This window comes from Halovenus carboxidivorans (assembly GCF_009831575.1).
Lineage (GTDB): Archaea > Halobacteriota > Halobacteria > Halobacteriales > Haloarculaceae > Halovenus > Halovenus carboxidivorans.
Genome location: NZ_WUUT01000003.1, coordinates 319,531 through 343,061, shown reverse-complemented (window position 1 = coordinate 343,061; position 23,531 = coordinate 319,531). Strand labels below are relative to the sequence as shown.

The 23,531-nt window shown below is 65.9% G+C and carries 26 protein-coding genes and 2 tRNA genes; 19 read left to right on the top strand and 9 right to left on the bottom strand.

Annotated features, from left to right (window positions below; translation table 11 throughout):
- Positions 1–180 precede the first annotated feature (180 nt).
- A complete protein-coding gene (locus GRX03_RS09755; protein WP_159764011.1) occupies positions 181–690 on the top strand; it encodes an MOSC domain-containing protein in 510 nt (169 codons plus the stop codon).
- 173 nt (positions 691–863) lie between these two features.
- Here the strand turns inward: GRX03_RS09755 and GRX03_RS09750 are convergent.
- Together GRX03_RS09750 and GRX03_RS09745 are read right to left on the bottom strand one after the other, a co-directional pair.
- Positions 864–947 (bottom strand) — tRNA-Ser (locus tag GRX03_RS09750).
- Positions 948–1,014: 67 nt separating this feature from the next.
- Positions 1,015–1,731 carry a hypothetical protein gene (locus GRX03_RS09745; protein ID WP_159764010.1) on the bottom strand — a complete coding sequence of 239 codons (717 nt, stop codon included), beginning with the start codon at positions 1,729–1,731 and terminating at the stop codon, positions 1,015–1,017.
- 60 nt (positions 1,732–1,791) lie between these two features.
- On the opposite strand from GRX03_RS09745, the gene GRX03_RS09740 reads away from it, so the two are divergent.
- The 16 genes from GRX03_RS09740 to GRX03_RS09665 all read left to right on the top strand — a co-directional run bounded on the left by GRX03_RS09740 (position 1,792) and on the right by GRX03_RS09665 (position 18,446).
- Positions 1,792–2,013: a hypothetical protein gene (locus GRX03_RS09740; RefSeq protein WP_159764009.1), complete on the top strand. Its 222-nt coding sequence runs from the start codon at positions 1,792–1,794 to the stop codon at positions 2,011–2,013.
- 40 nt (positions 2,014–2,053) lie between these two features.
- The gene (gene lipA, locus GRX03_RS09735) at positions 2,054–2,980 is read left to right on the top strand and encodes a lipoyl synthase (protein WP_159764008.1); all 927 of its coding nucleotides are present in this window, start codon (positions 2,054–2,056) and stop codon (positions 2,978–2,980) included.
- Positions 2,981–3,033: 53 nt separating this feature from the next.
- On the top strand, positions 3,034–3,282 hold the full coding sequence (locus GRX03_RS09730; protein ID WP_159764007.1) for a hypothetical protein: 249 nt from the start codon (positions 3,034–3,036) through the stop codon (positions 3,280–3,282).
- Between the two features lie 266 nt (positions 3,283–3,548).
- Complete coding sequence (locus tag GRX03_RS09725) at positions 3,549–4,496, top strand: NAD(P)/FAD-dependent oxidoreductase (RefSeq protein WP_159764006.1); 948 nt, start codon at positions 3,549–3,551, stop codon at positions 4,494–4,496.
- Positions 4,493–5,878 carry a FecCD family ABC transporter permease gene (locus GRX03_RS09720; protein ID WP_159764005.1) on the top strand — a complete coding sequence of 462 codons (1,386 nt, stop codon included), beginning with the start codon at positions 4,493–4,495 and terminating at the stop codon, positions 5,876–5,878. The genes GRX03_RS09725 and GRX03_RS09720 overlap by 4 nt, the downstream gene beginning before the upstream one ends.
- Positions 5,878–6,741, top strand: coding sequence for an ABC transporter ATP-binding protein (locus GRX03_RS09715; RefSeq protein ID WP_159764004.1), 864 nt, complete (start codon positions 5,878–5,880; stop codon positions 6,739–6,741). Before GRX03_RS09720 ends, GRX03_RS09715 begins: the two co-directional genes overlap by 1 nt.
- A gap of 65 nt (positions 6,742–6,806) precedes the next feature.
- On the top strand, positions 6,807–7,982 hold the full coding sequence (locus tag GRX03_RS09710; RefSeq protein WP_159764003.1) for an ABC transporter substrate-binding protein: 1,176 nt from the start codon (positions 6,807–6,809) through the stop codon (positions 7,980–7,982).
- 1 nt (position 7,983) lies between these two features.
- Positions 7,984–8,223: a hypothetical protein gene (locus GRX03_RS09705; protein WP_159764002.1), complete on the top strand. Its 240-nt coding sequence runs from the start codon at positions 7,984–7,986 to the stop codon at positions 8,221–8,223.
- Positions 8,220–9,119 carry a DUF7551 domain-containing protein gene (locus tag GRX03_RS09700; protein WP_159764001.1) on the top strand — a complete coding sequence of 300 codons (900 nt, stop codon included), beginning with the start codon at positions 8,220–8,222 and terminating at the stop codon, positions 9,117–9,119. Before GRX03_RS09705 ends, GRX03_RS09700 begins: the two co-directional genes overlap by 4 nt.
- Positions 9,116–9,910 carry a DUF7260 family protein gene (locus GRX03_RS09695; RefSeq protein WP_159764000.1) on the top strand — a complete coding sequence of 265 codons (795 nt, stop codon included), beginning with the start codon at positions 9,116–9,118 and terminating at the stop codon, positions 9,908–9,910. Before GRX03_RS09700 ends, GRX03_RS09695 begins: the two co-directional genes overlap by 4 nt.
- Positions 9,911–10,053: 143 nt before the next feature.
- Positions 10,054–11,178 carry a pyruvate dehydrogenase (acetyl-transferring) E1 component subunit alpha gene (gene pdhA / locus GRX03_RS09690; protein WP_368278266.1) on the top strand — a complete coding sequence of 375 codons (1,125 nt, stop codon included), beginning with the start codon at positions 10,054–10,056 and terminating at the stop codon, positions 11,176–11,178.
- Entirely contained in the window at positions 11,175–12,170 is a 996-nt protein-coding gene (locus GRX03_RS09685; protein ID WP_159763999.1) for an alpha-ketoacid dehydrogenase subunit beta, read from the top strand. The genes pdhA and GRX03_RS09685 overlap by 4 nt, the downstream gene beginning before the upstream one ends.
- A 3-nt stretch (positions 12,171–12,173) precedes the next feature.
- A complete protein-coding gene (locus GRX03_RS09680; protein WP_159763998.1) occupies positions 12,174–13,790 on the top strand; it encodes a dihydrolipoamide acetyltransferase family protein in 1,617 nt (538 codons plus the stop codon).
- Between the two features lie 36 nt (positions 13,791–13,826).
- A complete protein-coding gene (gene lpdA / locus GRX03_RS09675; RefSeq protein ID WP_159763997.1) occupies positions 13,827–15,239 on the top strand; it encodes a dihydrolipoyl dehydrogenase in 1,413 nt (470 codons plus the stop codon).
- Positions 15,240–15,614: 375 nt separating this feature from the next.
- On the top strand, positions 15,615–16,289 hold the full coding sequence (locus tag GRX03_RS09670; protein ID WP_159763996.1) for a helix-turn-helix domain-containing protein: 675 nt from the start codon (positions 15,615–15,617) through the stop codon (positions 16,287–16,289).
- A gap of 39 nt (positions 16,290–16,328) precedes the next feature.
- On the top strand, positions 16,329–18,446 hold the full coding sequence (locus GRX03_RS09665; RefSeq protein WP_159763995.1) for a thioredoxin domain-containing protein: 2,118 nt from the start codon (positions 16,329–16,331) through the stop codon (positions 18,444–18,446).
- Here the strand turns inward: GRX03_RS09665 and GRX03_RS09660 are convergent, their stop codons facing one another.
- Positions 18,447–18,821 carry a thioredoxin domain-containing protein gene (locus GRX03_RS09660; protein WP_159763994.1) on the bottom strand — a complete coding sequence of 125 codons (375 nt, stop codon included), beginning with the start codon at positions 18,819–18,821 and terminating at the stop codon, positions 18,447–18,449.
- Positions 18,822–18,934: 113 nt separating this feature from the next.
- Here GRX03_RS09660 and GRX03_RS09655 point away from each other — a divergent pair, with 113 nt between their 5' ends.
- Positions 18,935–19,846, top strand: a complete 912-nt coding sequence (locus GRX03_RS09655; protein WP_159763993.1) for a PLP-dependent cysteine synthase family protein — start codon at positions 18,935–18,937, stop codon at positions 19,844–19,846.
- 83 nt (positions 19,847–19,929) lie between these two features.
- Entirely contained in the window at positions 19,930–20,697 is a 768-nt protein-coding gene (locus GRX03_RS09650) for an MBL fold metallo-hydrolase (protein WP_159763992.1), read from the top strand.
- Positions 20,698–20,707: 10 nt separating this feature from the next.
- Here the strand turns inward: GRX03_RS09650 and GRX03_RS09645 are convergent, their stop codons facing one another.
- The 6 genes from GRX03_RS09645 to GRX03_RS09620 all read right to left on the bottom strand — a co-directional run bounded on the left by GRX03_RS09645 (position 20,708) and on the right by GRX03_RS09620 (position 23,474).
- Positions 20,708–21,343, bottom strand: coding sequence for a hypothetical protein (locus GRX03_RS09645; protein WP_159763991.1), 636 nt, complete (start codon positions 21,341–21,343; stop codon positions 20,708–20,710).
- Positions 21,344–21,448: 105 nt separating this feature from the next.
- A tRNA-Thr gene (locus GRX03_RS09640) sits at positions 21,449–21,522 on the bottom strand.
- 55 nt (positions 21,523–21,577) lie between these two features.
- The gene (locus tag GRX03_RS09635; protein WP_159763990.1) at positions 21,578–22,039 is read right to left on the bottom strand and encodes a GNAT family N-acetyltransferase; all 462 of its coding nucleotides are present in this window, start codon (positions 22,037–22,039) and stop codon (positions 21,578–21,580) included.
- Positions 22,039–22,617 (bottom strand): CBS domain-containing protein, encoded by a 579-nt coding sequence (locus tag GRX03_RS09630; RefSeq protein ID WP_159763989.1) that lies wholly within the window; start codon positions 22,615–22,617, stop codon positions 22,039–22,041. Before GRX03_RS09630 ends, GRX03_RS09635 begins: the two co-directional genes overlap by 1 nt.
- 134 nt (positions 22,618–22,751) lie before the next feature.
- Positions 22,752–23,090, bottom strand: a complete 339-nt coding sequence (locus GRX03_RS09625) for a DUF7344 domain-containing protein (RefSeq protein ID WP_159763988.1) — start codon at positions 23,088–23,090, stop codon at positions 22,752–22,754.
- 81 nt (positions 23,091–23,171) lie between these two features.
- Positions 23,172–23,474 carry a DUF5785 family protein gene (locus tag GRX03_RS09620; protein ID WP_159763987.1) on the bottom strand — a complete coding sequence of 101 codons (303 nt, stop codon included), beginning with the start codon at positions 23,472–23,474 and terminating at the stop codon, positions 23,172–23,174.
- Between the last annotated feature and the right edge of the window lie 57 nt (positions 23,475–23,531).

Here is a 23,531-nt window from a genome sequence, read left to right as displayed (position 1 = left end):
ACGACCAGGGATCATCGTTGGCTCTGCAACTTTCGCCTCCGATAATGAAGGCTTATAATAGCCGTATCCGGGCGCTCTGAGCGGTATATACCGATACGTACGGACCCAGCGAGCAGCCACCGACCCACATCGAGGGCCGGACGTGCCAACCCACATCAGCGAGCAGCGCGTACAGCGGGTATGCGTGTCGAAGCGATCTACACCGCGGACGGCGCCGGTGAGCCGATGCAGTCCCACGACTCGATCCGGGCCGTCGACGGCGGGTTGGCCGGTGATCGGTACTGCACGGGACGGGGCCACTACTCGCCGTACGACGTCTGTCAGATCACGTTCGTCCAGGCCGAGGCGCTGGCGGCGATCAGTGAACGCTCCGAACTGGACGTGCTGGACGGTCAACACCGACGAAACGTCGTCGTCCGCGGCGGCGACGTACACGATCTGTTGAACCACCGCTTCACGCTCGGTGACGCGCGCCTTGAGGGGACACGAGCGCGGCCGCCCTGTCGGTATCTGGAGCGAGTTACCGGCCAGGACGGGCTGTTGCGGGCGCTGGCGAACGGGAAGGGCGGAATCTGTGCCCGGGTCGACGAGCCGGGATCGTTCGGCGTCGGCGACGAAATCGAGGAGGTCGAGGATATGAACAACTTCGAGTCGCTGGTGGCGAACATTCGGGATCGGGTCGGAAGGTAGCCGTCGCGGATATCCGACGGTCAGACGAAAAGCCGCGTGCGACGGTGGGGCTGGGATCTGAACCACGCCGAGGCAGTCCTGCTCGCCTCGCTTCGCTCGGCTGCGCGGGCTGTGACTCGTCTACTCCAAATACCGGCCTTACCGCTGTTCGTTCGCGTCCGCTCACTCACAAGCGGTGGGGCTGGGATTTGAACCCAGGAGTCCTCTCGGACACCTGCTCTCAAGGCAGGCGCAATAGGCCGCTCTGCCACCCCACCTCATTCCGGGGTATATCGCCCTCGGTAAAATTCCTTCCGTTGTGTCGGCTGCCCGGTGAGTGGCGGTTCAGCCGTCGTCCGGGCCGGCGGGCAGATCCCAGTCGGCGATCAGTTCGGCCGTCCGGTCCGGGACCAGCGCCCCGGCGCGCAGGCGAGCGCGGAGCAGGGAGACGGCTGTCTGGCGGTCGTCGGGCCGTTGCCACAGCGGCGTCACCGGGAGGAACGAAGCGTCGAGACCGGCCGCGTCGGCGCGTTCGACGAGCGTCTCGACGGCCGGCGTGGCGAGGCAGTCCGCGAAATCGATCGACTCCGCGAACGCCGCAAAGGAGACGCGGCCCTCGGTCGACGGACCGACGACGACGTCGCTGGTCCGCAGTTGCATCGCCGTCGCGCCGATGTGTTCGCGGCGCAGAAAGAGCGCGGTCGGACGGGCGAAGGCGACGGTCGGTCGCTCCTCGGATTCGAGCAGGTGCGTCAGCGCGTTGCCAATCTTGCTGGCTTCGTCGGAGCCGGCCTGCACCTCGTAGCGGACGGCGTCGGGGTCGGTCAGTTCGGCGTCGAGGAGGTCCCGGATCGCCGTCTCGGGGTCGACACCGTCGGGAACCGTTTCGGGATCGGGGTAGTTGACCAGCAGTTCTGCCTCGCCGTGTTGGATCGTCGCGCAGACGTCGGCGAGCATCGCGCGGTACAGGGCGACCTCCCGCTCGGCGGAGTGGCTGTCGGGGAGCAGTGACGGGACACACGCTGGCACGGGCGGGTCGGCGAGCACGACGACAGTCGTCATGTGCTGGGGTAGCCGCCGGATTCCCTTGTCCTTTTGTATCCCCCATCCACAGTATCGGACATGAGCAAGATGCGGGCACTCGGCGGCGCGGCGGTGCTGTTGATCGCCGTCGGTCTCGGCGGTATCCTGGCCAGTCTGGTGACGAACAATCAGTTGTTCATCGGCTCGACCGAGTTCTCCGCGCCGGCGATCGTGACGCTGCTCGTGTTCGTCGGCGCGATCGTCGCTTTCATCGCGGTCGGTCGGCCTTGGCGGTTCTGGACGCGGACGCCGTACTGGTGAGAGCCGCACATTTTTGTCGACAGCGCCGTAGAGTTAGCCAATGAGTCGTTCACGCAAACCCGAGTGGCTGAAGATGCGGCCACCGTCGGGTGAGCGATTCACCGAGATCAAGGGCATTCTCCGCGATCACGACCTGCACACGGTCTGTGAGGAGGCCTCCTGCCCGAACATGGGCGAGTGCTGGTCCGGATCCGACGGCGCGGGAACCGCGACGTTCATGCTGATGGGCGACCGGTGTTCGCGGGGCTGTAACTTCTGTGACGTCGAGACCGGCGGGATGGAACCGCTCGATGAGGACGAACCCGAAAACGTCGCCTCGGCGGTGACCGAAATCGGGCTGGATTACGTCGTGTTGACCTCCGTCGACCGGGACGACCTGCCCGACCAGGGAGCGGGCCATTTCGCCCGGACGATCCGCGAGATCAAGCGGCGGGACTCGGACATTCTCGTCGAGTGTCTCATCCCCGACTTCAGCGGCGAGGAGGAACTGGTCGGGAAGATCATCGACGCCGAACCGGACGTGATCGCACACAACGTCGAGACCGTCGAGCGACTGCAGTGGCCGGTTCGGGACCGACGGGCGGGTTACGAGCAGTCGCTGTCGGTGCTCGAACAGGCCGCCAGGGAGAGCGACGCCTACACGAAGACCAGCCTGATGCTCGGCGTCGGGGAGTACCACCACGAGGTGTACCAGACGATGCGGGACCTGCGAAGCGTCGGCGTCGATATCGTCACCTTCGGCCAGTATCTCCAGCCCTCGCGGTCGCACCTGGAGGTCAGCGAGTTCGTCCACCCCGACGCCTTCGACACCTACCGGCGAATCGCCGAGGAGGAGTTGGACTTTCTGTACTGTGCCAGCGGGCCGATGGTTCGGTCGTCCTACCGCGCGGGAGAGCTGTTCGTCGAGTCGGTTCTCCGCGGCGAGGACGAGGAGACCGCCAGACAGCGAGTGCGTAGCCGGGAGTAGTCGGCCGCCCACCTAACAAAAAGGTTATAATAATCGGCGGGTTCGCATCGACTATGCGAGACGGTCTCTTCGAGGCGCTCGTCGAACTGAGCATGATGGTCCTGTACGGCGTCGCGACGACGGTGCTCGCGGGCCTCGGGACGCTGTTCGAGTACCGAAGCTACCGGTTTCTGAACAGCGGCGAGACGGCGATGGCGCTGTGGATCGGTGCCCTCGGCGTCGTCGTCCTCGCGCTGGCGTACCGGGTCGGCCGCGATAAACTGGTCAGTGCCTGGATCGACGTGCAGGCGGAGTTGGCGTAACCCCGCAGAGGGCGGAGGCGTCGACTGGGAACAGAATTAACGCCGACGACGCTTCTCCGCGCAGTATCCCCGCGCTGACCGGAGTTCGTGCGGCCGGTCAGAACTGTCGTTCACGCCGGTATTTTAGGCGCTCCTAAAATCCGAAACAGACTTAATTGTTTAGGTGGACCGAAAAACATGGACAAGCAGTCCCACCGGCGAGCACGCGGACCAGGGACAGTTCGGACCGCCAGATCGCGTGTATTCGGGAGTCACAGTAGTCAGCTATGAGCGGGCGAGCATCCGAGGGGACGGACTACGACTGCGAGGTACTCGTCGTCGGCGGGGGGCCAGCGGGCTGTTCCGCTGGCCTCTTCACCGCACGTGCGGGGCTGGATACCGTGATCTTCGACCGCGGGCGCTCTTCGCTGCGACAGTGTGCCCACCTCGAAAACTATCTCGGGTTTCCGGCCGGCATCGATATCGAGTCCTTCTACGAGCAGATTCACGACCACGCTCGGACCGCAGGCTGTGAGATCACCCCGGATCTCGTCGAACGCGTCGAGCGGGGCGACGGGGGCGGGTTCGTCGTGACGCCACAGGAGAGAGCACCCGTCACGGCCCGGCGGGTCGTCGCGGCGACGCGGTACGACGCCGGGTATCTCCGCGGACTGGACGACGAGGAGGCGCTTTTCGAGACGAAGCGGTACGGCGAGGAGGAGTACGAGCGCTTCGACAGAGAGTACGCCGACGAGGACGGTCGAACGCCAGTCGAGGGGTTGTACGTCGCCTCGCCGTCGGCGGCGGCGGACACCCAGGCGATCATGGCCGCCGGACGCGGCGCTCGGGTCGCTCACCGGGTGATCGCCGACGCCGAACGCGCCGACGGCTACTGGGAGTGCGTCGCCGGACGGCCCGACTGGGTGCGCCGGGACGCCGAGCTCGACGCGGAGTGGCGGGACCGACGGCGGTGGATCGAGTGGTTCGACGACCGCTACGGAGCGGAAGCGCCGGTCGACCCGGATAGCGAGCGCTACGAGCAGGTCCGCGCGTCCGTGGTCGAACGAGCGCGGGCGTCGTACATCGGACGAGAGGAGATCACCGCGCGAGCAGAGACCGGCCTCGGGGCGCTCGTCTCCGCCCTCGGAGAGCAGCGAGTGCTCGAAGCAATCGACGACGAACGGATTCGGGAGTATCTCGGGGTCACGGGCGAAAACGCCGCGGGTGAATCATGAGCAACGAGTCCTCGACGGGCGGGCAGACGGTGAGTTCGGGGCCGAGAAGCCGGTTCGGCTGGCTGTTCGACCCGGCCCTGCTTTCGGTGGCGGGTGCGAGCGTCGTCGTCGTCTTCGTCGGCGGGATGGTCCAGATCAGCCACGGGTCGTACTCGATGAGTTACGTCGAGGCGTGGTACGCGATGTTCAATCGGGAGGTGCTGTTCGATCCCGCGGCCTGGCAGTCGTTCCTGTTCGGGACCGAGATGCCCGAGGTGAGCACGGAGAGTCTGGTGATCTGGAACATCCGGCTGCCGCGGGTGATCGTCGCGGTGTTCGTTGGCATGAATCTCGCGGTCTCCGGAGCCATCTTCCAGGCGGTGACGCGCAACGAACTCGCCAGCCCGTTCATTCTCGGTGTCTCCTCGGGTGCCGGGCTGGCGATTCTGCTGACGCTCGTTGTCCTCTCGGGAGTGTCGCTCGGACTGCCGCTGCTCGTTCCGGCGCTGTCGCTGTCCGCGGGCGGCGTACTCACGGCCGCGCTCACCGTCGCCGCGGTCGTCGGTATCCCGGCGAGTTGGCTGTACGCCGTCAGGTCGGCTACCAGGTCCGCGGTGGTCGGCGCCGCGGGGCTGACGGCGGCGGCCGTACTCGGTTTCGGGCTGCTGGCCGTGGTCGGGACCGGCCCGCTGGCGTTCGCGTCGATCAGCGTGGTCGTCTCGGTGTCGGCGCTGTTGCCGCTGCTGGCGGCGGTCGGCGGAATTACGGCGTTTCTGATCGTCTACGCCATCGCGTGGAAGAACGGTACCTCGCCGGTTCGGCTGGTGCTCGCGGGCGTGATCGTCAGCACGATTTTCACCAGCCTACAGACCTCGCTGTTCTTTTTCGCGGACAACGTCGGAGTCGTCCAGTCGGCGGTCGCCTGGACCAACGGCTCGCTGACCGGCGCGGACTGGGAGCAGGTGCGGATCGTCCTGCCGTGGTCGATTCTCGCCATGGGATTGGCCATGGCCGGCGCGCGGCAGTTGAACGTCCTCCTGCTCGGCGAGCAGACGGCGCGGTCGCTCGGGGTGTCCGTCGAGCGGGTCAGGTTCGGGTTAGCCAGCGTCGCGGTGCTGGCGGCGGCGGCGAGCATCGCCGTGGCCGGTATCGTCAGTTTCGTCGGGCTGATCGTCCCGCATCTCGTCCGCAGCCTCGTCGGAACCGATTACAAGAAGTTGATAGTCGGCTGTCTGTTCGTCGGACCGGCGCTGATGGTCGTCGCGGACGTGGGAGCGCGGCTGGGGATGGGCCTGCTAACCGGCAGCGGCGTGCAGGTTCCCGTCGGAATCGTCACGGGACTGATCGGGGGGCCGTACTTCCTCTATCTGATGCGCAGACAGGAGAACATCGGTGAGATCTGATGACAGAGGAGACACGCGAGCGGACGGCGAGCGAACTGACAGGCGAAGACCTCGTCCTGAGCTACGCGGACGAGCCGGTGATCGACGGCGAGACGGTCACCGCCGAACCCGGTGCGGTGACGGCGCTGGTCGGGCCGAACGGCTCCGGAAAGAGTACGCTCCTGAAGGGGTTAGCAGATCAGCTCTCGCCCGACGAGGGGACGGTGCTGGTCGACGGCGAAGCGGTCAGCGAGATGGGGTCGAAGGCGCTGGCCAAGCGCCTGGGACTGCTCTCACAGGAGAGCACGTCACCGGACGGGATCACCGTCGAACAGCTCGTCTATCACGGGCGATATCCACACCGCGGGTTCTTCGAGACGATCACCGAGACGGATCGGGAGCACGTCGACCGGGCCATCGAACTGGCAGGCTGTGGGCACCTGCGCGACCGGGAACTCGGCAGTCTCAGCGGCGGGCAGCGACAGCTCGCCTGGATCGCGATGGTGCTCGCACAGGACACCGACGTGTTGCTGTTGGACGAGCCGACGACGTTTCTGGACCTGCATCACCAGCTCGAAGTGATGGAGATCATCGAGACCCTCCGGTCGGAAAGCGAGGTGACTATCGTCGTCGTGTTGCACGACATCCAGCAGGCGGCCCGGATCGCCGACCGGATCGTCGCGCTCAAAGACGGCGAGATCCGGGCCAGCGGAGAGCCACAGGCGGTGATTACCGAGGAGTTACTCGCGAACGTCTTCGAGGTCGACGCCCGCGTCGAGCGGACCGAGCGCGGCCCCCGTATCGAACCGCTCAGACCGCGCCACGACGAGGCCGATCCGCCGCAGGCCGACCGTCCGGGCGGCGTCGAGCTACCGACGGACTGACTTTTTGGTCGACCTAAAGACCGAAACGGTTATTAGTTTTTTAGGGTAGCCTAAAACAACGAGAGATGACAGAGCATGCGACGCGGAGAGAGGCGTTGAAGTACAGCGGAATGATCGCGGCCGGCGGCGTCCTCGCCGGCTGTACGGTCAGCGAGAGCGGGGACTCGACCGCCGGGGAGGGCGAGTACTCGGTGTCGATGGTACCCGTCGGCGAACTGTCGTTCGAGGAGGTGCCGAGCGACGTGATGGTGTACAGCCTGCTGTACGCCGACATGGCGGTGGCGTACGGCCACGGCGACGCCGTCAACTCGCTCGGATTCGACGCCGCTTCGGGCGGAAACACGCTCTCGGCGTACTACGACCGGTTGGACGGCGTATCCTTCGAGCAGGACGACCTCACCCAACTCAACACCGGCTCCGGAAACATCTCCGTCGACGAGGAGCTGTTCTACGAGCTCGACTCCGATCTCCACCTCGTCGATCCGTGTCTGGTTCGCTCGTTCGACGGCTGGGACGAGTCGGACATCACGGAGATCCGCGAGAACATCGCCCCCTGGTTCGGCAACGTATACAGCAGATCTCATAGCGAGCCGCCGGACGGCTGTCGGCAGGCGTACGAGTACTACACGCTCTGGGAGATTGCGGAGCGAGTCGCGACGGTGTTCCGGGCCAGTGATCGCTACGAGGAGTTGGCGTCGATCCGCCAGGAGATGGTCCGGCAGATCGAATCCGAACGCCCGCCGGAGAGCGAACGGCCGACGGTCGGCGCGGTCATCTTCATGAACGATACCTTCTATCCGTCCCGGATCGACACGCCGGGGTTCAGCAACGCACACGTCCGGCCGCTCGGCGCCGAAGACGCCTTCGCGGGCGACGACGTGACCTACGAGAGCTCCTACGACTACGAGACGATGCTGGAGATCGATCCCGACGTGATCCTCCACCAGTACGGGATCGCCTCCTACTACGACGTCGGCTCGATCACCGAGCAACTCGCGGAGCACCCGGTCGCGAGCGAGTTGTCCGCCGTCGAGAACGGCCGCGTCTACCCCTCCGCCCACCCGGTTCAGGGCCCGCTGATGAACCTCTTCCAGCTCGAAATGACGGCCAAACAGCTCTATCCCGAGCAGTTCGGGGAGTGGCCGGGCTACACGCACGGCGAACCGTACCCGGAGATGCCGGAAGGGGAGCGGCTGTTCGACCGTGATCGAGTCGCAGAGATTGTCGCGGGGGAGATCTGAGATGCGCGAACGGCGGTCGGACAGCGAGACGTCAGATCGCGACCAGCCGTCGGAGCGGCCGGGGTCGACGATGCACGCCCGGCGGTGGGCCATCGCGGCGACTCGGGAGCCCTCGGCGTACGACATCCCGGAACTGCCCGCGTGGCGACGGCCGGAGACCGCGGAGGGGATCGCTTTCGCATCGGAGAAGAGCACAGAGTCGTTCATCAGCGCCCGAGAGCCGATGACGGTCAGACGATGAGCAGAGCAACGCTCGAAGACGTGCGCGAGTACATCGAGGCGCTCGCGAGCGAGGGGGGCGAGTACTACCTCGTCTGCGCGCGCTACGGCGACCGTCCGGTGCCGTCTACGGGGCTGCGCTTCGAGAGCCGAGCGACCGCGCGAGCGGCCGCACGCGCGACGGCCAGATACCGCCAGCATCTCCGGCAGTACGACGACGACCTCCCGTACTACGATATCATCGTCTGTCAGGAGCAGGGCCGGTCGGACCGCGACCACCGCTGTACGGAGCAAAGCGGCTGGACGGCCACGGAACCAGTCGTCACCGGAGCGGCGTCCGGCACCGACCAGCGACTGATCGAGTTCTGCCACCGGATCGCCGGTGCGGTCTTCGAGGCGCTGTCGAAAAGCGGCTATCGGGAACTCGAAGGCGCCGTCATGGACTGTTACTTCGAGCTTGCGGAGAGTGTCTCCGATCCGGACGACCTGTGTCTCTGTCTGCTCGAAAGCACGGCGGAGGAACTCGCCCAGCACCTGTCGCCGACGAAACAGGCGGCGATACTCGCGCGGGCGGCGAGCGAACTCGACACGCAGGCGGTCGCCGATCAGCCCGTCGCCGCCGCCTGTGCCGACCTGCGGACCTGCGGGCTGGTCGAGGACGTGAGCCGGTCGCCGTGGGCGGTCAGCGCCGAGAACCGGACCAGACGGATCGTCGTCGAACTGTCGGGATACGCGCTCTCGCCGCGAGGGGAGCGGCTGCCGGTGCTGCCGGTCATCGTCGACTGCTTCGGTCGGGGCCTCGACCGAGCGCCGACGGAGACGCAGGTCGAACCGACCGACGACGGATGGGAGGTGACCTTCGTGTTCGGGGAGGACGGGATCACAGACGGACTCGCAAGCGCACCGATTCAGCCATGATTACGACACACATCGACGACGCACAGCAGAGAGTGACAGCCGAACAGGACGCGCTCGCACAGAAGGCATCCGGTGTCGAGCAGTTCATCGAACGCGTCGAGGGGATCTCACCGGACTCGACGACCGCGAGCGCGGAGGTAATGACGGGGGCACAGGGGGTGACAGCGGCGACGCAGGTCCGCAGCGGCAACTCGACGACCGAGGGGTGCGCAGAGGTTCGAGAGGCGTTCGCGGAGACGATCCGGCCGCACAGCGTCGCGGAGGGGGAGTCCGAACCGCTTCTGGAGACGATCAGCGCGGAGTTGACCGAGTCGGTCGCCGCGGCGCTGGCTCCGGGGGCGAACACCCCGCTGTCGCCCGGACTCAAGCGAGCGATCCTCTCGGAGGCCGAGAGCCGAACCACAGAGATCGAGGTCATGCGACGGACGCTGGACAGCGAGGCGGCGAGACTGGACGAGGCCGCCGAGACAGTCGAGGAGATCACCGACTGGATCACCGAGGCCGACCGGACACCGCTGTCGGAACTGGACTTCGAGACCCTCCAGCGGCGTCACGAACGACTGGCGGAGTACCGCGAGCAGTGTGACCGTCTCGCCGCGGACAGACAGGCGTTCCTGCGGGAGACGACCAGCAAGGCCGTCGAAACCGGGGTTCGCCACGAGCACATCATTCCGCAACTGTACGAGGACTTCCCCGTCGAGTATCCGGTGTTGTCGACGGCCGGCCGCCTCGAAGAGACCTGTCGGGAGTGTCAGCGCGCGGTCCGAGACCATCTGGTGCGGCGGGTCTGAGGACGCTGATTTCGGCCCGACAGGGGGAACTCCGAATCGGACAAGCACGGAAGAAGGCGGGTAATTTCGGGTCGCATCCGCGAAAACAATAAGCCACAGGCACCAGAACACTCAGTTATGCTACTCGTGAGGTGGATTTTCTCGTGAGCGTCTTACAGCGTGATCCGGACGACCGGGTACAGATCCTCGACACCGACGGGACCGTCAGAGAGGGGGAGACGGTGCCGGATGTCGACGACGAGACACTGATCGAGATGTACCGCATCATGAAGTTGGGCAGACACTTCGACAAGCGAGCCGTGAGCCTGCAACGGCAGGGTCGGATGGGGACCTATCCGCCGATGTCGGGCCAGGAGGCCGCGCAGGTCGGCAGCGCCCTCGCCCTCGACGAGAGCGACTGGGTGTTCCCGAGTTACCGCGAACACGCCGTCGGCTACGCGCGGGGCTGGCCGCTCGATCAGATCCTGCTGTACTGGATGGGCAGCGAGGATCACAAGGCACCGCCCTCGGATGTCAACATGTTCACGGGCGCGGTCCCGATCGCGACGCAGGTACCGCACGCGACCGGGGCCGCGTGGGCCGGAAAGATCCGCGACGAGGACCGGGCCTTCCTCTGTTACTTCGGGGACGGGGCGACCTCAGAGGGGGATTTCCACGAGGGCATGAACTTCGCCGGCGTCTTCGACGTGCCGGCGGTGTTCTTCTGCAACAACAACCAGTGGGCGATTTCGGTCCCGCGCGAGCGGCAGTCCGCGAGCGCGACGCTGGCACAGAAGGCCCACGCCTACGGCTTCGAGGGGGTGCAGGTCGACGGCATGGACCCGCTGGCTGTCTACAAGGTCACCGAAGAGGCCCTGTCGAAGGCCAAGAATCCGGGCGAGGCCGACGAGGAGATCGGTCGGGCGACGCGGCCGACGATGATCGAAGCCGTCCAGTACCGGTTCGGCGCGCACACGACAGCCGACGACCCCTCCGTCTACCGCGACGAGGCGGAGGTCGAGCGGTGGCGCGAGAAGGACCCGATTCCGCGGATGGAGCGGTTCCTCCGTGACCGCGGACTGCTCGACGACGATCGGATCTCGGAGATCGAATCGGCAATCGAGACGGAGGTCGCCGAGGCGATCGACCGGGCCGAGGAGGCCGAACGGCCGGACCCCGAGTCGATGTTCGAGCACGTCTACGCGGACATGCCACGGCGACTCGAAGAACAGCGCGCGTATCTCGACAGACTCCGGAACAGACACGGCGAGGAGGCACTACAGCAATGAGCCAACAGCAGAGCCAGACACAGAGTTTGACCCTGGTACAGGCGGTCCGAGACGCACTGTACGTCGAAATGGAGCGGGACGACGACGTGATCGTCATGGGGGAGGACGTCGGCGAGAACGGCGGCGTTTTCCGCGCCACGCAGGGACTGATCGAGGAGTTTCCCGATCGGGTGGTCGACACGCCGCTGGCGGAGTCGGGAATCGTCGGGACGGCGGTCGGGATGGCCGCCTACGGGATGCGGCCCGTCCCGGAGATCCAGTTCATGGGGTTCATCTACCCCGCCTTCGACCAGATCGTCAGCCACGCCGCCCGCCTGCGGACGCGCTCGAACGGGCGGTTCTCGTGTCCGATGGTGGTCCGAGCGCCCTACGGCGGCGGGATCCGCGCGCCGGAGCACCACTCGGAGTCGACGGAGGCGTTTTTCGTCCACCAGCCCGGGCTGAAGGTCGTCGTCCCCTCGACCCCCTACGACACCAAGGGGCTGTTGACGGCGGCGATCCGGGATCCCGATCCGGTGATCTTCCTCGAACCGAAGCTCATCTACCGGGCGTTCCGCGAGGACGTGCCCGAGGAGAGCTACACCGTCGAACTCGGCGAGGCCGCCGTCCGCCGGGAAGGGTCGGACGTCTCCGTCTACACCTGGGGTGCGATGACCCGTCCGACGATGGAGGCCGCGGAAGACCTCGCGGAGGAGGGAATCGACTGCGAGGTGATCGACCTCCGGACGCTCTCGCCGCTGGACGAGGAGGCGATCAAGGAGTCGTTCACGAAGACCGGCAGGGGCGTCGTCGTCCACGAGGCACCGAAGACCGGCGGGCTGGCGGGAGAGATCATCGCGACGATCCAGGAGGACGTGCTCCTCTACCAGGAGGCACCGATCAGCCGCGTCACCGGCTTCGACGTGCCCTTCCCGCTGTACTCCGTCGAGGACTACTATATGCCGGAGCCGGCGCGAATCAAAGACGGCATCAGGGAGACGGTGGAGTTCTGAGACATGGCCTTCGAGTACGAACTCCCCGATGTCGGCGAGGGGGTCGCGGAGGGCGAGATCGTCGCCTGGCACGTCTCGGTGGGCGATCACGTCGACGAGGACGAGGTGCTCGCGGAGATCGAGACCGACAAGGCCGTCGTCGATCTCCCCTCCCCGGTCGCCGGGACGATCCAGGAGCTACACGCCGAGGAAGGCGATGTCGTCCCGGTCAGGAGCGTCGTCGTGACCATCGACGTGGACGGCGGGACGGACGACGCCGAGGGGACGGCGGACGCGAGCGGGGAACCGGAAGCGGGATCGGGCGGCGAGACGGCGACGGAGGCGGCGGGTTCGGAAGAGCCGTCGGTCGCCGACGGTCGGGTGTTCGCGCCGCCGAACGTCCGGCGGTTGGCCCGCGAACTCGGCGTCGAGATCACCGCGGTCGACGGCTCGGGACCGAGCGGACGGATCACAGAAGCCGACGTGCGCGCGGCCGCCGAGGGCGACGACGAGGGGACGACGGAGCGATCCGACGGCGAAGAGACGACGGGGCGAGAGCGTACGAGCAGCGGCGACGGACAGCGCAAGTCCGCGGTGAAACGACGGAGCGACACCGAGCGCAGGTCTGCGACCGGTCGCCGGACGAACGGAGAGAGCGCATCCGCCGACGCGGCGGATCGGGAGCGGACACTGGCTGTCCCGGCGACGCGGAAGGTCGCTCGCGAACACGAGGTCGACATCGACGAGGTGCCGACCGAGAAGGAACGGGACGGCGAAGCCTTCGTCGAACCGGAAGATATCGAGCGGTACGTCGAGGCACGGGAGAGCGCCGAGGTCGGGGCGTCGGTCGAGTCGGCGGAGGCGTCTGCCGAGGGTCGGCCGGCGGAGACGACAGCCGAGAGCGAGGTGACCGCGGAGTCGACCGCCGCGGGGACCGGCGACAGGCCGGTCTCGACGGAGCCGTACCGCGGGATTCGCCGGACGATCGGCACCCAGATGCAGACCTCGTCGCAGACGATTCCCCACGCGACCCACCACGACACGGCGACGGTCGACGACCTCGTCGAGGCCCGCGCGGAACTGAAACCCCGGGCCGAGGATCGGGGGATCAGCCTCACCTACATGCCCTTCGTTCTGAAGGCACTGGTCGCGGGGCTGAAGGAGTACCCGATCATGAACACGGAACTCGACGAGGAGGCCGAGGAGATCCTCTATAAGGAGTACTACAACGTCGGCATCGCCGTCGCGACGGACGCGGGGCTGATGGTGCCCGTCGTCGAGAACGTCGACCAGAAGGGGCTGCTCGATCTGGCCTCGGAGGTGAACGAACTGGCCGAGAAGGCACGTAACCGCGAGATTGCCCCCGCGGAGATGCGCGGCGGCACGTTCACCGTGACGAACTTCGGGGCCATCGGCGGCGAGTACGCCACGCCGATCATCAACCACCCGGAGACGGGAATCCTCGGTCTGGGTGCTATCGAGCAGCGTCCGGTCGCGGAAAACGGCGAGGTCGTCGCACGCGAGACGCTCCCGCTGTCGCTGTCGATCGACCACCGCGTGATCGACGGCGCGGAGGCCGCACAGTTCACCAACACCGTAATCGAGTATCTCGAAAACCCGACGCTTTTGCTGTTAGAGTAAGATGACCGACGACACCGAACACACGGAGACAGAGACATGGTAGTAGGAGACGTGACCACTGGCACCGACGTACTGGTAATCGGCGGCGGTCCCGGCGGCTACGTGGCCGCGATCCGGGCCGGACAGCTCGATTTAGACGTGACGCTGGTCGAGATGGACAGCTACGGCGGCACCTGCCTCAACTACGGCTGTATCCCGTCGAAGGCGTTCATCTCGGCGACGGACGTCGCCCACGAGGCCGACAGCGCCGAGCGGATGGGCGTCTACGCCGACCCCGCGGTCGACATGCAGGGGATGGTCTCCTGGAAGGATCGGCTCGTGACCCGGCTCACGAAGGGCGTCGAATCGCTCTGTGAGCGGGCCGGCGCGACGCTGATCGAGGGCCGCGCGGAGTTTGCCGGCGAGAACAGCGCCCGGATCGTCCAGGAAGGCGAGGGCCAGGGCGCGGAGTCCATCGAGTTCGAGCACGCCGTCGTCGCGACCGGCAGTCGACCGATCCAGATTCCGAACTTCGAGTTCGACGGCGAGTACGTCCTCTCCTCGCGGGACGCGCTGGCGCTTGAGAACGTGCCGGAGGAGATGGTCGTCGTCGGCGGCGGTTACATCGGTATGGAGTTGGCCACCGTCTTCCAGAAACTCGGCTGTGACGTGACAATCGTCGAGCAACTGGAGGAGTGTCTGCCCGCGTACGGTGAGGAGGTGACGGAGGTCGTCCGCGAGCGGGCGGAGTCGCTGGGCGTCGATTTCGAGTTCGGCCACGCCGCGGCCGACTGGGCGGAACACGAGGACGGCATCACCGTCCACACCGACGCCGAGGACGGCGAGGACGGCGCCTTCGACTGCGAGAAGTGTCTGGTCGCCGTCGGCCGCCGGCCCGTGACGGACACGCTGAATCTCGACGCCGCGGGAGTCGAGACCGTAGACGGCCGGATCGACACCGACGACCGCGCACGGACGAACAAAGAGCACATCTTCGCCGTCGGTGACGTGGCCGGCGAACCGATGCTGGCACACAAGGCGTTCAGGGAGGGCGAGGTCGCGGCGGAGGTGATCGCCGGCGAGCCGGCGGCACTCGATTATCAGGCGATTCCCGCGGCCGTCTTCACCGATCCCGAAATCGGGAGCGTCGGGATGACTGAAGCCGAGGCCGAGCAGGCGGGGTTCGACCCCGCCGTCGGAAAGATGCCGCTACGCGCCTCGGGGCGCGCGCTGACGCTGAACGACCGCGACGGCTTCGTCAAGGTCGTCGCCGACGCGGAGACCGAGTTCCTGCTCGGCGCGCAGATTGTCGCGCCCGAGGCCTCCGAACTGATCGCCGAACTCGGTCTCGCGATCGAACTCGGCGCGACGCTGGAGGACGTGGCCGCGACAATCCACGTGCACCCGACGCTCTCGGAGGCCGTCCACGAAGCCGCCAAGGGCGCGCGCGGAGAGAGTGTCCACTACTGAGCGCGGACAGGTTTCGAGGACACGGGGGACCACGAGGCGTCAGAATCGATTCGCCGGGACGTGCGAAAACCGCACGAAGATGTGACCGGCAGTGATGGGGGGATGGTCGGTGCCGGTCACGGGTGGAGAAAGTGCACCGTCGGTGACGGACAGACACCGGATACGATGTCTGAGTGCTCACCGTCGTCCAGTCGAATCACCCCCTGTCCGGTTCGAAACCATGGAACAGCTAACACACCGTCTGTAACTCACCAATACGTTCTCGTTGTAATAGCCGCATCTTTATAATGGACAACAATGTAAAACTGATACCGGGTGCACGGTTTGCAGAACAGTCACCGAACGGTGAGATCCACCGACACCGGGATACGAACCATGTGGGAAGTATCATACCGAATCACGCCAGAACAGGGGTATTTCGACAGGGGCGAAACGGTGCTCTGGGACGCCGGCATCTATCTCGAATCGATCCGTTCGATGGAGTTCGTCGAGGACGGTTCGGTCGTGATGGTCTACGAGATTGACGGCGACGCGGACACGTTGCGGGAGTGTCTCGATGCCGCGCCGGAGAAGATCATCGAGTATTCGATCACGGAGGACAGCGACCCGCTGGTCGCACAGCTGTGGATGTACCCCGACGAGGGCCTCGAACAGTTGTTGGACGTTCACCGATCCTTCGGCGTCTCGGTCGAGTTTCCGATCGACTACGTCAGTCAGGATCCCTCGACCATCGAGATGGTCGAGACGGGGCCGCGCAACGAACTCCGCGACCGGATCGAACAGACCCGCGAGGTCGCCGACGTGCACATCAACCACGTCCATCGACACGATCCCGGCTCTCAGCAGTTGTTCCGGGAACTGACCGACCGCCAGCAGGAAGTGCTCCAGGCGGCCGTCGAGGAGGGGTACTACCAGATCCCGCGGGAGGCCACCCACCAGGAGATCGCCGACAAACTCGGGTGCTCGAAAAGCGTCGTCGGCCAGCATCTCCGTCGGGTGGAGTCCGCGCTCGTCTCGGCGGTGGTTCCCGACGCCGACGAGGATCTGTAGGACCGGCCGCTTTACCTTCCCGGGCGACAACCATCAGGTATGACAGCCCCAGTGAGCCGGAACCGCCTCGACGAGGAGGAGAGTCCGTATCTACAGGATCACGCCGACAACCCAGTCAACTGGCAGCCGTGGGACGAGCAGGCCCTCGAAGCCGCTAGAGAGCAGGACAAGCCGATCTTTCTGTCGGTCGGCTACGCCGCCTGTCACTGGTGTCACGTGATGGCCGAGGAGAGCTTCGAGGACGAGGAGGTCGCCGAACTGCTCAACGAGGAGTTCGTCCCGATCAAGGTCGACCGCGAGGAACGACCAGATGTCGACAGCATCTACCAGACGATCTGCCAGCGGGTCACCGGCCGCGGCGGCTGGCCGCTGTCGGTCTGGCTCACGCCCGACCAGAAGCCCTTCCAGGTCGGGACCTACTTCCCGAAAGAGCAGAAGCGGAGAACGCCGGGTTTTCTCGACATCCTGGGGCAGATCAGCGACGCCTGGAACAGCGAGGAGGGCCGCGAGGAGATCGAATCCCGGGCCGAGAAGTGGGCCGACCTCGCGGTCGACGAACTCGAAGGGACCCCCGGCGGGGCCGGGACGCCCGAGGAGAACGTGCTCTCGACGGCGGCACAGGCCGCCGTCCGGGGGGCCGACCGGGAGTACGGCGGCTGGGGGTCGGGACCGAAGTTCCCACAGACCGGTCGGCTGCATCTCCTGCTCCGCGCCTACGAGGAGACCGACCGCGAGGTCTACCGTGAGGTCGCAACCGAGACGCTGGACGCGATGGCCGACGGCGGAATGTACGACCACGTCGGCGGCGGCTTCCACCGTTACGCCACCGACCGCGACTGGACGGTCCCGCACTTCGAGAAGATGCTGTACGACAACGCCGAACTGCCGCGGGCGTATCTGGCCGGCTACCAGGTCACGGAGAACGAGCGCTACGCCGAGGTCGTCGAGGAGACACTGGAGTTCATCCAGCGGGAGATGACCCACGACGAGGGGGCCTTCTTCAGCACGCTCGACGCACAGAGCGAAGGCGAGTCGGGCGAGCGTGAGGAGGGTGCATTCTACGTCTGGACGCCTCAGGAGGTCGAGGAGGTCGTCGACGACGAGTTCGATGCCGAACTGTTCTGCGAGCGATACGGGATCACCGAGGGCGGCAACTTCGAGGGCAGGACCGTCCTCACCCGAACCGCGTCGCCGGAGACGCTCGCGACCCGTCACGACGCGGATGTCGACGAGATCGAGGAGGCGCTCGAACGCGGACACGAGCAGGTCTTCACCGCCAGGGCCGAGCAGCCGCGGCCGCCGCGTGACGAGAAGATCCTCGCTGGCTGGAACGGGCTCGCGATTTCGGCGTTCGCCGAGGCGGCGATCGTCCTCGAGGAGTCCTACGCCGACCCGGCGGCGGAGGCGGTCGAGTTCCTCGAGACGCACCTGTGGGACGAGGACGAGAAGCGGCTCTCGCGGCGGTACAAGGACGGCGTCGTCAAGATCGACGGCTATCTCGAAGACTACGCCTTCCTGGGCCGGGGAGCGTTCGACCTCTACCAGGCGACCGGTGAGGTCGAGTATCTCGCCTTCGCAGTTGATCTCGCCCGAGCGATCGAACGGGAGTTCTGGGACGACGAGGAGGAGACGCTGTATTTCACGCCGCAGGACGGCGAATCGCTCATCGCCCGGCCGCAGGAGCCGACCGACCAGTCGACGCCGTCGAGCATGGGCGTCGCGGCGGAACTGCTCGAACAGCTCTCGCACTTCCAGACCGACGGCTCGTTCGCGGAGATCGCCGAGACGGTCGTCGACCGGCAGGGGAGCCGCATCGAGTCAGACCCGCTACAACACGCGTCGCTGACGCTGGCGGCCGATACGGTCATCGAGGGCTCGCTGGAGTTGGCCCTAGTCGCCGACGAGATCCCCGAAGAGTACCGGACGGAACTGCGGGAGTGGTACCTGCCGGACGGCATCCTCGCCTGGCGACCCGCCGACGAGGAGGGGCTGCAGTCGTGGCTGGAGCGACTCGGGCTCGACGGCGCGCCACCGATCTGGGCGGATCGGGACCAGAAAGACGATGAACCGACCGTCTACGCCTGCCGAGCGCGGACCTGCTCGCCGCCGCGGAACGAACTCGCCCGCGCACTGCGGTGGGGTCAGCGGATGTTGTAATCAGTCCGACAGCTGTTCGCGGAACCGTTCAGCGAAATAGACCGCAATAGGGAGGCCTTCGTCCTCGACGAAGCGGGCAATCTCCTCGCCGTCGCGCTCGGCGACGACCGTGGGAATACGTTCGATTCCGTACTCCTCGACGCCCTCGCCCTGCTTGTCCTCGTCGAGGGGGTGCTCGATGACCCGGCTGCTCGGCACGTTTGCCTCCTCGAGCGCGGCGCCGAAATCCGGCAACGTTGCCCGGCAGTCTTTACACCAGTCGCCGCACCAGATCTTGTAGGTGATCTCCTCGTTGTGCGCTTCGAGTTCGTCGATCGTATCGGCGTAGGCGTCGGCGACCCACGCTGGATTGGGTTCTAGGGTCTCCAGAGGCATTAGTAGCCGTTTGATAGCCGGTAACTTATAGTATGCGCCCCAGGGAGCCGAGATCCGGGCACCGCCTGCCGGTGCCGGCGGGAGTTACAAGGGCCGAGCGTGTAGGGCCGAGCATGGACGAAAGCATTCTGGCGACCATCGGGAGCCCGTTAGTCGAGGTCGACAGCCCCGATGGGACCACGGTCGCGGCGAAAATCGAGTCGTTCAATCCCGGCGGGTCGGCGAAGGACCGGCCGGCGCTGTCGATGGTCGAGGCGGCGGAGCGGGCGGGCGATCTCGAACCCGGCGACACCATCGTCGAACCAACGAGCGGCAACACCGGCATCGGACTGGCGATGGTCGGCGCGGCGAAGGGCTATGACGTCGTGCTGGTGATGCCGGCCTCGCAGTCCGAGGAGCGCCGCCAGATCATGCGCGCATACGGCGCGGACCTCGAACTCGTCGAGGGATCGATCAGCGACGCCCGCGACCGCGCCGACGAACTGACCGACCGGGACGGCCACGTCCAGATGTACCAGTTCGAGAACGGCGCGAACCCCGAGGCACACTACCGGACGACCGGCCCGGAGATTCTCGACCAACTCGACGGCCGCGAGCCCGATGCGCTGGTTGCCGGGGTCGGAACCGGCGGGACAATCTCGGGCATCGGCCGCCGCCTCCGCGAGGAGTTCCCCGAGATGGAGGTCGTCGCGGTCGAACCCGAGGAAAACGCCGTCCTCTCCGGCGAGGAACCCGGCGACGACGACTTCCAGGGGATGGGTCCCGGGTTCGTCAGCGACAACCTCGATCAGGATCTACTCGACGGCGTCGAGACCGTCGATATCGAGACCGCCGAGCGGGAGTGTCGCCGTCTCGCCCGCTCGGAGGGCATCTTCGTCGGCCAGTCCTCTGGGGCCTCGAACGTCGCGGCCAAACGCGTCGCTCGACGACTCCGCGGACAGACCGAAGATCCGCTCGTGTTGACGGTCTACTGGGACTCCGGCGAACGGTACATGACCACCGGGATGTTCGAGGACGAAGACTGACCGGACGCTGACGAGGGTCTGGGATTCGGTTGTCGTGACCAAGACCACCGACTGTTTTCACCGATCCCCTCGAACCGAGGGGTATGCAGGTACGTTTTCTCGGGACCGGAAGCGCGATGCCGACGGGCGAGCGGTTCCAGACGGGACTGCTGTTCGAGGGCGAGCAGCCGCTGCTCGTCGACTGTGGGAGCGGCGTCCTCCACGGACTCGCGAGGACGGAGGTCGGATACGAAGGCGCGGACACGCTGCTTTTGACCCACCACCACCTCGATCACGTCTCGGACATCCCGGTGTTGATGAAGGCACGCTGGCTCGCTGGCGAGGAGTCGCTGACGATCTACGGCCCCGGAGGGACCGAGGAGTTGATCGAGGGGACGCTCGACACCCACGAGTACATGCAGGATCGACTCGACCTACGGATCGAAGAACTCACCCCCGGTGGCGGGCCGTACGAGATCGCCGGCTTCGAGATCACGGCGATGGAGACGCGGCACTCGATGGAGTGTCTGGCCTACCGCTTCGAGCGGGGGGACGGTCCCCCGGTCGTCTTCAGCGGCGACAGCGAAGCCTTCGAGGAGTTGATCGAGTTCGGAGACGGCGCGGCGGTGCTGATCCACGACTGTTCGTTTCCCGACGAGGTGGACGTTTCGAATCACCCGACGCCGACGACGCTCGGCCGAGCACTCGCGGACGCCGACGCCGAGATCGGCCGCGTCTATCTGACCCACCTCTACCCGCATACGGAGGGTCGACACGAGGAGATGCTCGACTCGATCAAAGCGGTCTACGACGGAGAAGTACGGTTCGCCCGGGACGGACTCTCTCTCGACATCTCGGCTATCGACGACTGAGCGGACCCGTTCACTCGACGACCTGCTGGAGAACGAACAGGTGGCCCGCGATACCAGCGACAGCGACGCTCCCGGCGATGCCGAAGAGGATTCCAGACCGACCGATAGCGCCGATCCCGACGACAATCTCGGGGACGATCGCCGGAACCCCGACCGAGCGCAACCACTCCGCAACCGCCCCGTACGGCGCGGCCGTCTCACCCGCGACCGGGAAGACGAACTGGACGCCGACGGCGACCAACACGCCGCCGACGGCGGCGCTTACGACCCAGATGCCGAGGAAAAACAGCGTGAACCCGACCAGGCCGACGACCACGGTGACCAGGTACACCAGCAGCGGGTTGGAGAACAGTCGAGCGCCGAGGTGCAGGCCGTACGAGATGGGGAGCAGTACGCCAGCGATGGCGAACAGGACGACCAGCAGCGCGACACTGAACAGCCCAGTCGACAGCCCGTAGACGAGTTCCGTGCCGAACGGGATCTCCCGTACCGCGTCGATCGGCGGAGCGGTCGCTGCGGCCCGGACGCCGATATAGAAGCCGAGGAGACCGGCGACGGCGTAACAGATCCGCACGAAGTACAGCCCACTCGGGGCGACGAGGAGTCCGAAAGCGATGACGAACACCCCGGCGGCGGCACCCGGCATATATGAGAGACGTTAACAGGAAACAATAGCCGTATTTACCAGCTACGGATAGATACACTCGGATACTCACGAGCCGGTGGCTGGTCGTCCTCGCCGCAGTAAAAAAGCCAGGGGAGGGATTTGAACCCCCGAACTCCCGATTACAAGTCGGGTGCTTGAACCGCCCAAGCTCCCCTGGCGCATCCCCATTTTGTGGGTCATCCTTTGAGTGTGTATCGTTTTCCAGCGGCCCGATCAGGACTGCTCGACTGACTTCTCGACTTCGAGTCTGTGTGGGGCGTAGCCGTGTCGCCGGTAGAACTTCCGGGCGGCGTCGTTGTCCGCCATCACGTTGAGCGCGACCGTATCGACACCGCGGTCTTCGAGCCGTCGCTCCGCGGCGGCGAGCAACTCGGAGCCGGTTCCCTCGCCGCGACACTCCGGGCGGACGTAGAGGTTCTCGATGATCCCCCGGTCGACATCCTGCTCGAAGGAACCCTGTTCGACGGTGAACATGACGAATCCACGACAGCGGTCACCCTGGGCGATGAGAAGGTGTTCGGCGGTGATGTGTCGGAGGACGGATTCGCGGATCTGCGTGCGGTTGGGTTCGGCGGGGATGTGAGAGCCGTACTGGCGCTGGCCCTCCGCCAGCGCGAGCCACATCTCGACAACTGCGTCGGCGTCGTCGGTGTCGGCGTCGCGGATATCGACCATCACATTTCGCGACAGTCGGTACAGAGCAACTGCCCGTTGAACGAGGCGAGGTCTCGGGTCAGCGTCCCGCAGACCTCACAGATCCCCTGATCCTCGAACCGATCCTCGGCTGGCGGGGTCGTCTCGGTACTCGCGCCGCCGATTGTCTCCTCGGCGATGACTTCGCCGGTCGCCGCCGTCGTCGTCTCCGAGTCGATCCGGTAGCTCCGGCCCGCGAGCAGGTCCTCCTCGGTGACCACGCCCTCCGGCTCCGCGCCGTTGGTGACCAAGAGCCGACGGGCGGGCTGCGTCGAGAGTCGATCGGCCGCCGCCGACACCGTCGCCTCCGGTTTGACGGTCGGGACGTGATCCGACATCACCTCCCCGACGGTTGCCTCTGTCGGGTCCGGGCCGTCGACCAGCGCCGACAGGATGTCCCGCTCGGTGACGACCCCGACGTGTTCACTGCCGTGCAGGACCACCGCCGTCTCCTTGTCCTCCTCCAGGAGGAGTTCGACCGTCTCGACCAGCGAGTCCGACTCCGTGACGCCGACGTACTCCCTGTCCATGATCTCTCGCACTGTTAGCTCCGAGTCCATGTGTGGATATTTACCACACCCAGGCAAAAAGCTATCTCCAGTAGATTTTTGCCGGTAGTGCCCGTACAGGTTGAATTGAAGCGGTTCGGGTACGTCTGCGCTGACACTGGTATCGTCCCGGGACACGGAGGCCGTTACTCCAGCATGTGCGTCGTCTCGCGGCACGCATCGGAGTCGGTCAGCCGAACCGTATCCAGCGTGGAATCGTACTCGACGATGCCCGTCACCGTGAGTTTCGGGAGGTGACGCTCGTATATTTCGTAGCGGACCGAGTCGACGGCGTCGGGGGGAATTTGGTCGGCTGACTGGCTCGTCTCCCGAGCGCGTGTCCGGACTGCGATGTCGGTCACCGACGCTTCACCGCCGCTGGCGGCCAGCACGCGCAGGATGTGACACCGCCGTTCAGACGCGAGCAGGTCGGTCTTGATGCCGTCCGGAACCTCCGTCCGGGGGCGTTGGTCGGGGCTGCTCATCAATCGGGCTACACGTTTCGTCCACAAGTATGTTACGCGGTCACACACCAGCGAGTAGGTCGGCCCGGAGAGAACAGGGAGTCAGGCGTGTTCGAGACGGTACGGCCAGTAGTCGGCCTCGCGCATCGCCTCGCCGACGGCGCGGTGGAACTCGGGGAAATCCTCGAACTCCTCGTCGTCGTCGATGTTCTCGAAAATCTCTTCGACACTGACGACGCGCTCGTAATCCACGCGGACGGGGTGGTCGCCGTACTGTTCGACGTACTCCCCCGCGGTGAAGGGGAAGTCTTCGTCTTCGTCGACTTTCTTCGCGAGGACGGCGTGGCCGTACTTACGTCGTCCTTCGCTCCCTTCCTCGCCATCGGGGTCGTGAGGCCAATCCATACCTGATGCTTTGTCGATTCACGCAAAAGCGTTTCTCTCTGTGGCCGAGGCGCATAC

Excerpts from the sequence above, each read along its gene's own strand:
- GRX03_RS09755 (WP_159764011.1), top strand. The coding sequence starts at position 181 with ATGCGTGTCGAAGCGATCTACACCGCGGACGGCGCCGGTGAGCCGATG.
- GRX03_RS09745 (WP_159764010.1), bottom strand. The coding sequence starts at position 1,731 with ATGACGACTGTCGTCGTGCTCGCCGACCCGCCCGTGCCAGCGTGTGTC.
- GRX03_RS09740 (WP_159764009.1), top strand. The coding sequence starts at position 1,792 with ATGAGCAAGATGCGGGCACTCGGCGGCGCGGCGGTGCTGTTGATCGCC.
- lipA (WP_159764008.1), top strand. The coding sequence starts at position 2,054 with ATGAGTCGTTCACGCAAACCCGAGTGGCTGAAGATGCGGCCACCGTCG.
- GRX03_RS09730 (WP_159764007.1), top strand. The coding sequence starts at position 3,034 with ATGCGAGACGGTCTCTTCGAGGCGCTCGTCGAACTGAGCATGATGGTC.
- GRX03_RS09725 (WP_159764006.1), top strand. The coding sequence starts at position 3,549 with ATGAGCGGGCGAGCATCCGAGGGGACGGACTACGACTGCGAGGTACTC.
- GRX03_RS09720 (WP_159764005.1), top strand. The coding sequence starts at position 4,493 with ATGAGCAACGAGTCCTCGACGGGCGGGCAGACGGTGAGTTCGGGGCCG.
- GRX03_RS09715 (WP_159764004.1), top strand. The coding sequence starts at position 5,878 with ATGACAGAGGAGACACGCGAGCGGACGGCGAGCGAACTGACAGGCGAA.
- GRX03_RS09710 (WP_159764003.1), top strand. The coding sequence starts at position 6,807 with ATGACAGAGCATGCGACGCGGAGAGAGGCGTTGAAGTACAGCGGAATG.
- GRX03_RS09705 (WP_159764002.1), top strand. The coding sequence starts at position 7,984 with ATGCGCGAACGGCGGTCGGACAGCGAGACGTCAGATCGCGACCAGCCG.
- GRX03_RS09700 (WP_159764001.1), top strand. The coding sequence starts at position 8,220 with ATGAGCAGAGCAACGCTCGAAGACGTGCGCGAGTACATCGAGGCGCTC.
- GRX03_RS09695 (WP_159764000.1), top strand. The coding sequence starts at position 9,116 with ATGATTACGACACACATCGACGACGCACAGCAGAGAGTGACAGCCGAA.
- GRX03_RS09685 (WP_159763999.1), top strand. The coding sequence starts at position 11,175 with ATGAGCCAACAGCAGAGCCAGACACAGAGTTTGACCCTGGTACAGGCG.
- GRX03_RS09680 (WP_159763998.1), top strand. The coding sequence starts at position 12,174 with ATGGCCTTCGAGTACGAACTCCCCGATGTCGGCGAGGGGGTCGCGGAG.
- lpdA (WP_159763997.1), top strand. The coding sequence starts at position 13,827 with ATGGTAGTAGGAGACGTGACCACTGGCACCGACGTACTGGTAATCGGC.
- GRX03_RS09670 (WP_159763996.1), top strand. The coding sequence starts at position 15,615 with ATGTGGGAAGTATCATACCGAATCACGCCAGAACAGGGGTATTTCGAC.
- GRX03_RS09665 (WP_159763995.1), top strand. The coding sequence starts at position 16,329 with ATGACAGCCCCAGTGAGCCGGAACCGCCTCGACGAGGAGGAGAGTCCG.
- GRX03_RS09660 (WP_159763994.1), bottom strand. The coding sequence starts at position 18,821 with ATGCCTCTGGAGACCCTAGAACCCAATCCAGCGTGGGTCGCCGACGCC.
- GRX03_RS09655 (WP_159763993.1), top strand. The coding sequence starts at position 18,935 with ATGGACGAAAGCATTCTGGCGACCATCGGGAGCCCGTTAGTCGAGGTC.
- GRX03_RS09650 (WP_159763992.1), top strand. The coding sequence starts at position 19,930 with ATGCAGGTACGTTTTCTCGGGACCGGAAGCGCGATGCCGACGGGCGAG.
- GRX03_RS09645 (WP_159763991.1), bottom strand. The coding sequence starts at position 21,343 with ATGCCGGGTGCCGCCGCCGGGGTGTTCGTCATCGCTTTCGGACTCCTC.
- GRX03_RS09635 (WP_159763990.1), bottom strand. The coding sequence starts at position 22,039 with ATGGTCGATATCCGCGACGCCGACACCGACGACGCCGACGCAGTTGTC.
- GRX03_RS09630 (WP_159763989.1), bottom strand. The coding sequence starts at position 22,617 with ATGGACTCGGAGCTAACAGTGCGAGAGATCATGGACAGGGAGTACGTC.
- GRX03_RS09625 (WP_159763988.1), bottom strand. The coding sequence starts at position 23,090 with ATGAGCAGCCCCGACCAACGCCCCCGGACGGAGGTTCCGGACGGCATC.
- GRX03_RS09620 (WP_159763987.1), bottom strand. The coding sequence starts at position 23,474 with ATGGATTGGCCTCACGACCCCGATGGCGAGGAAGGGAGCGAAGGACGA.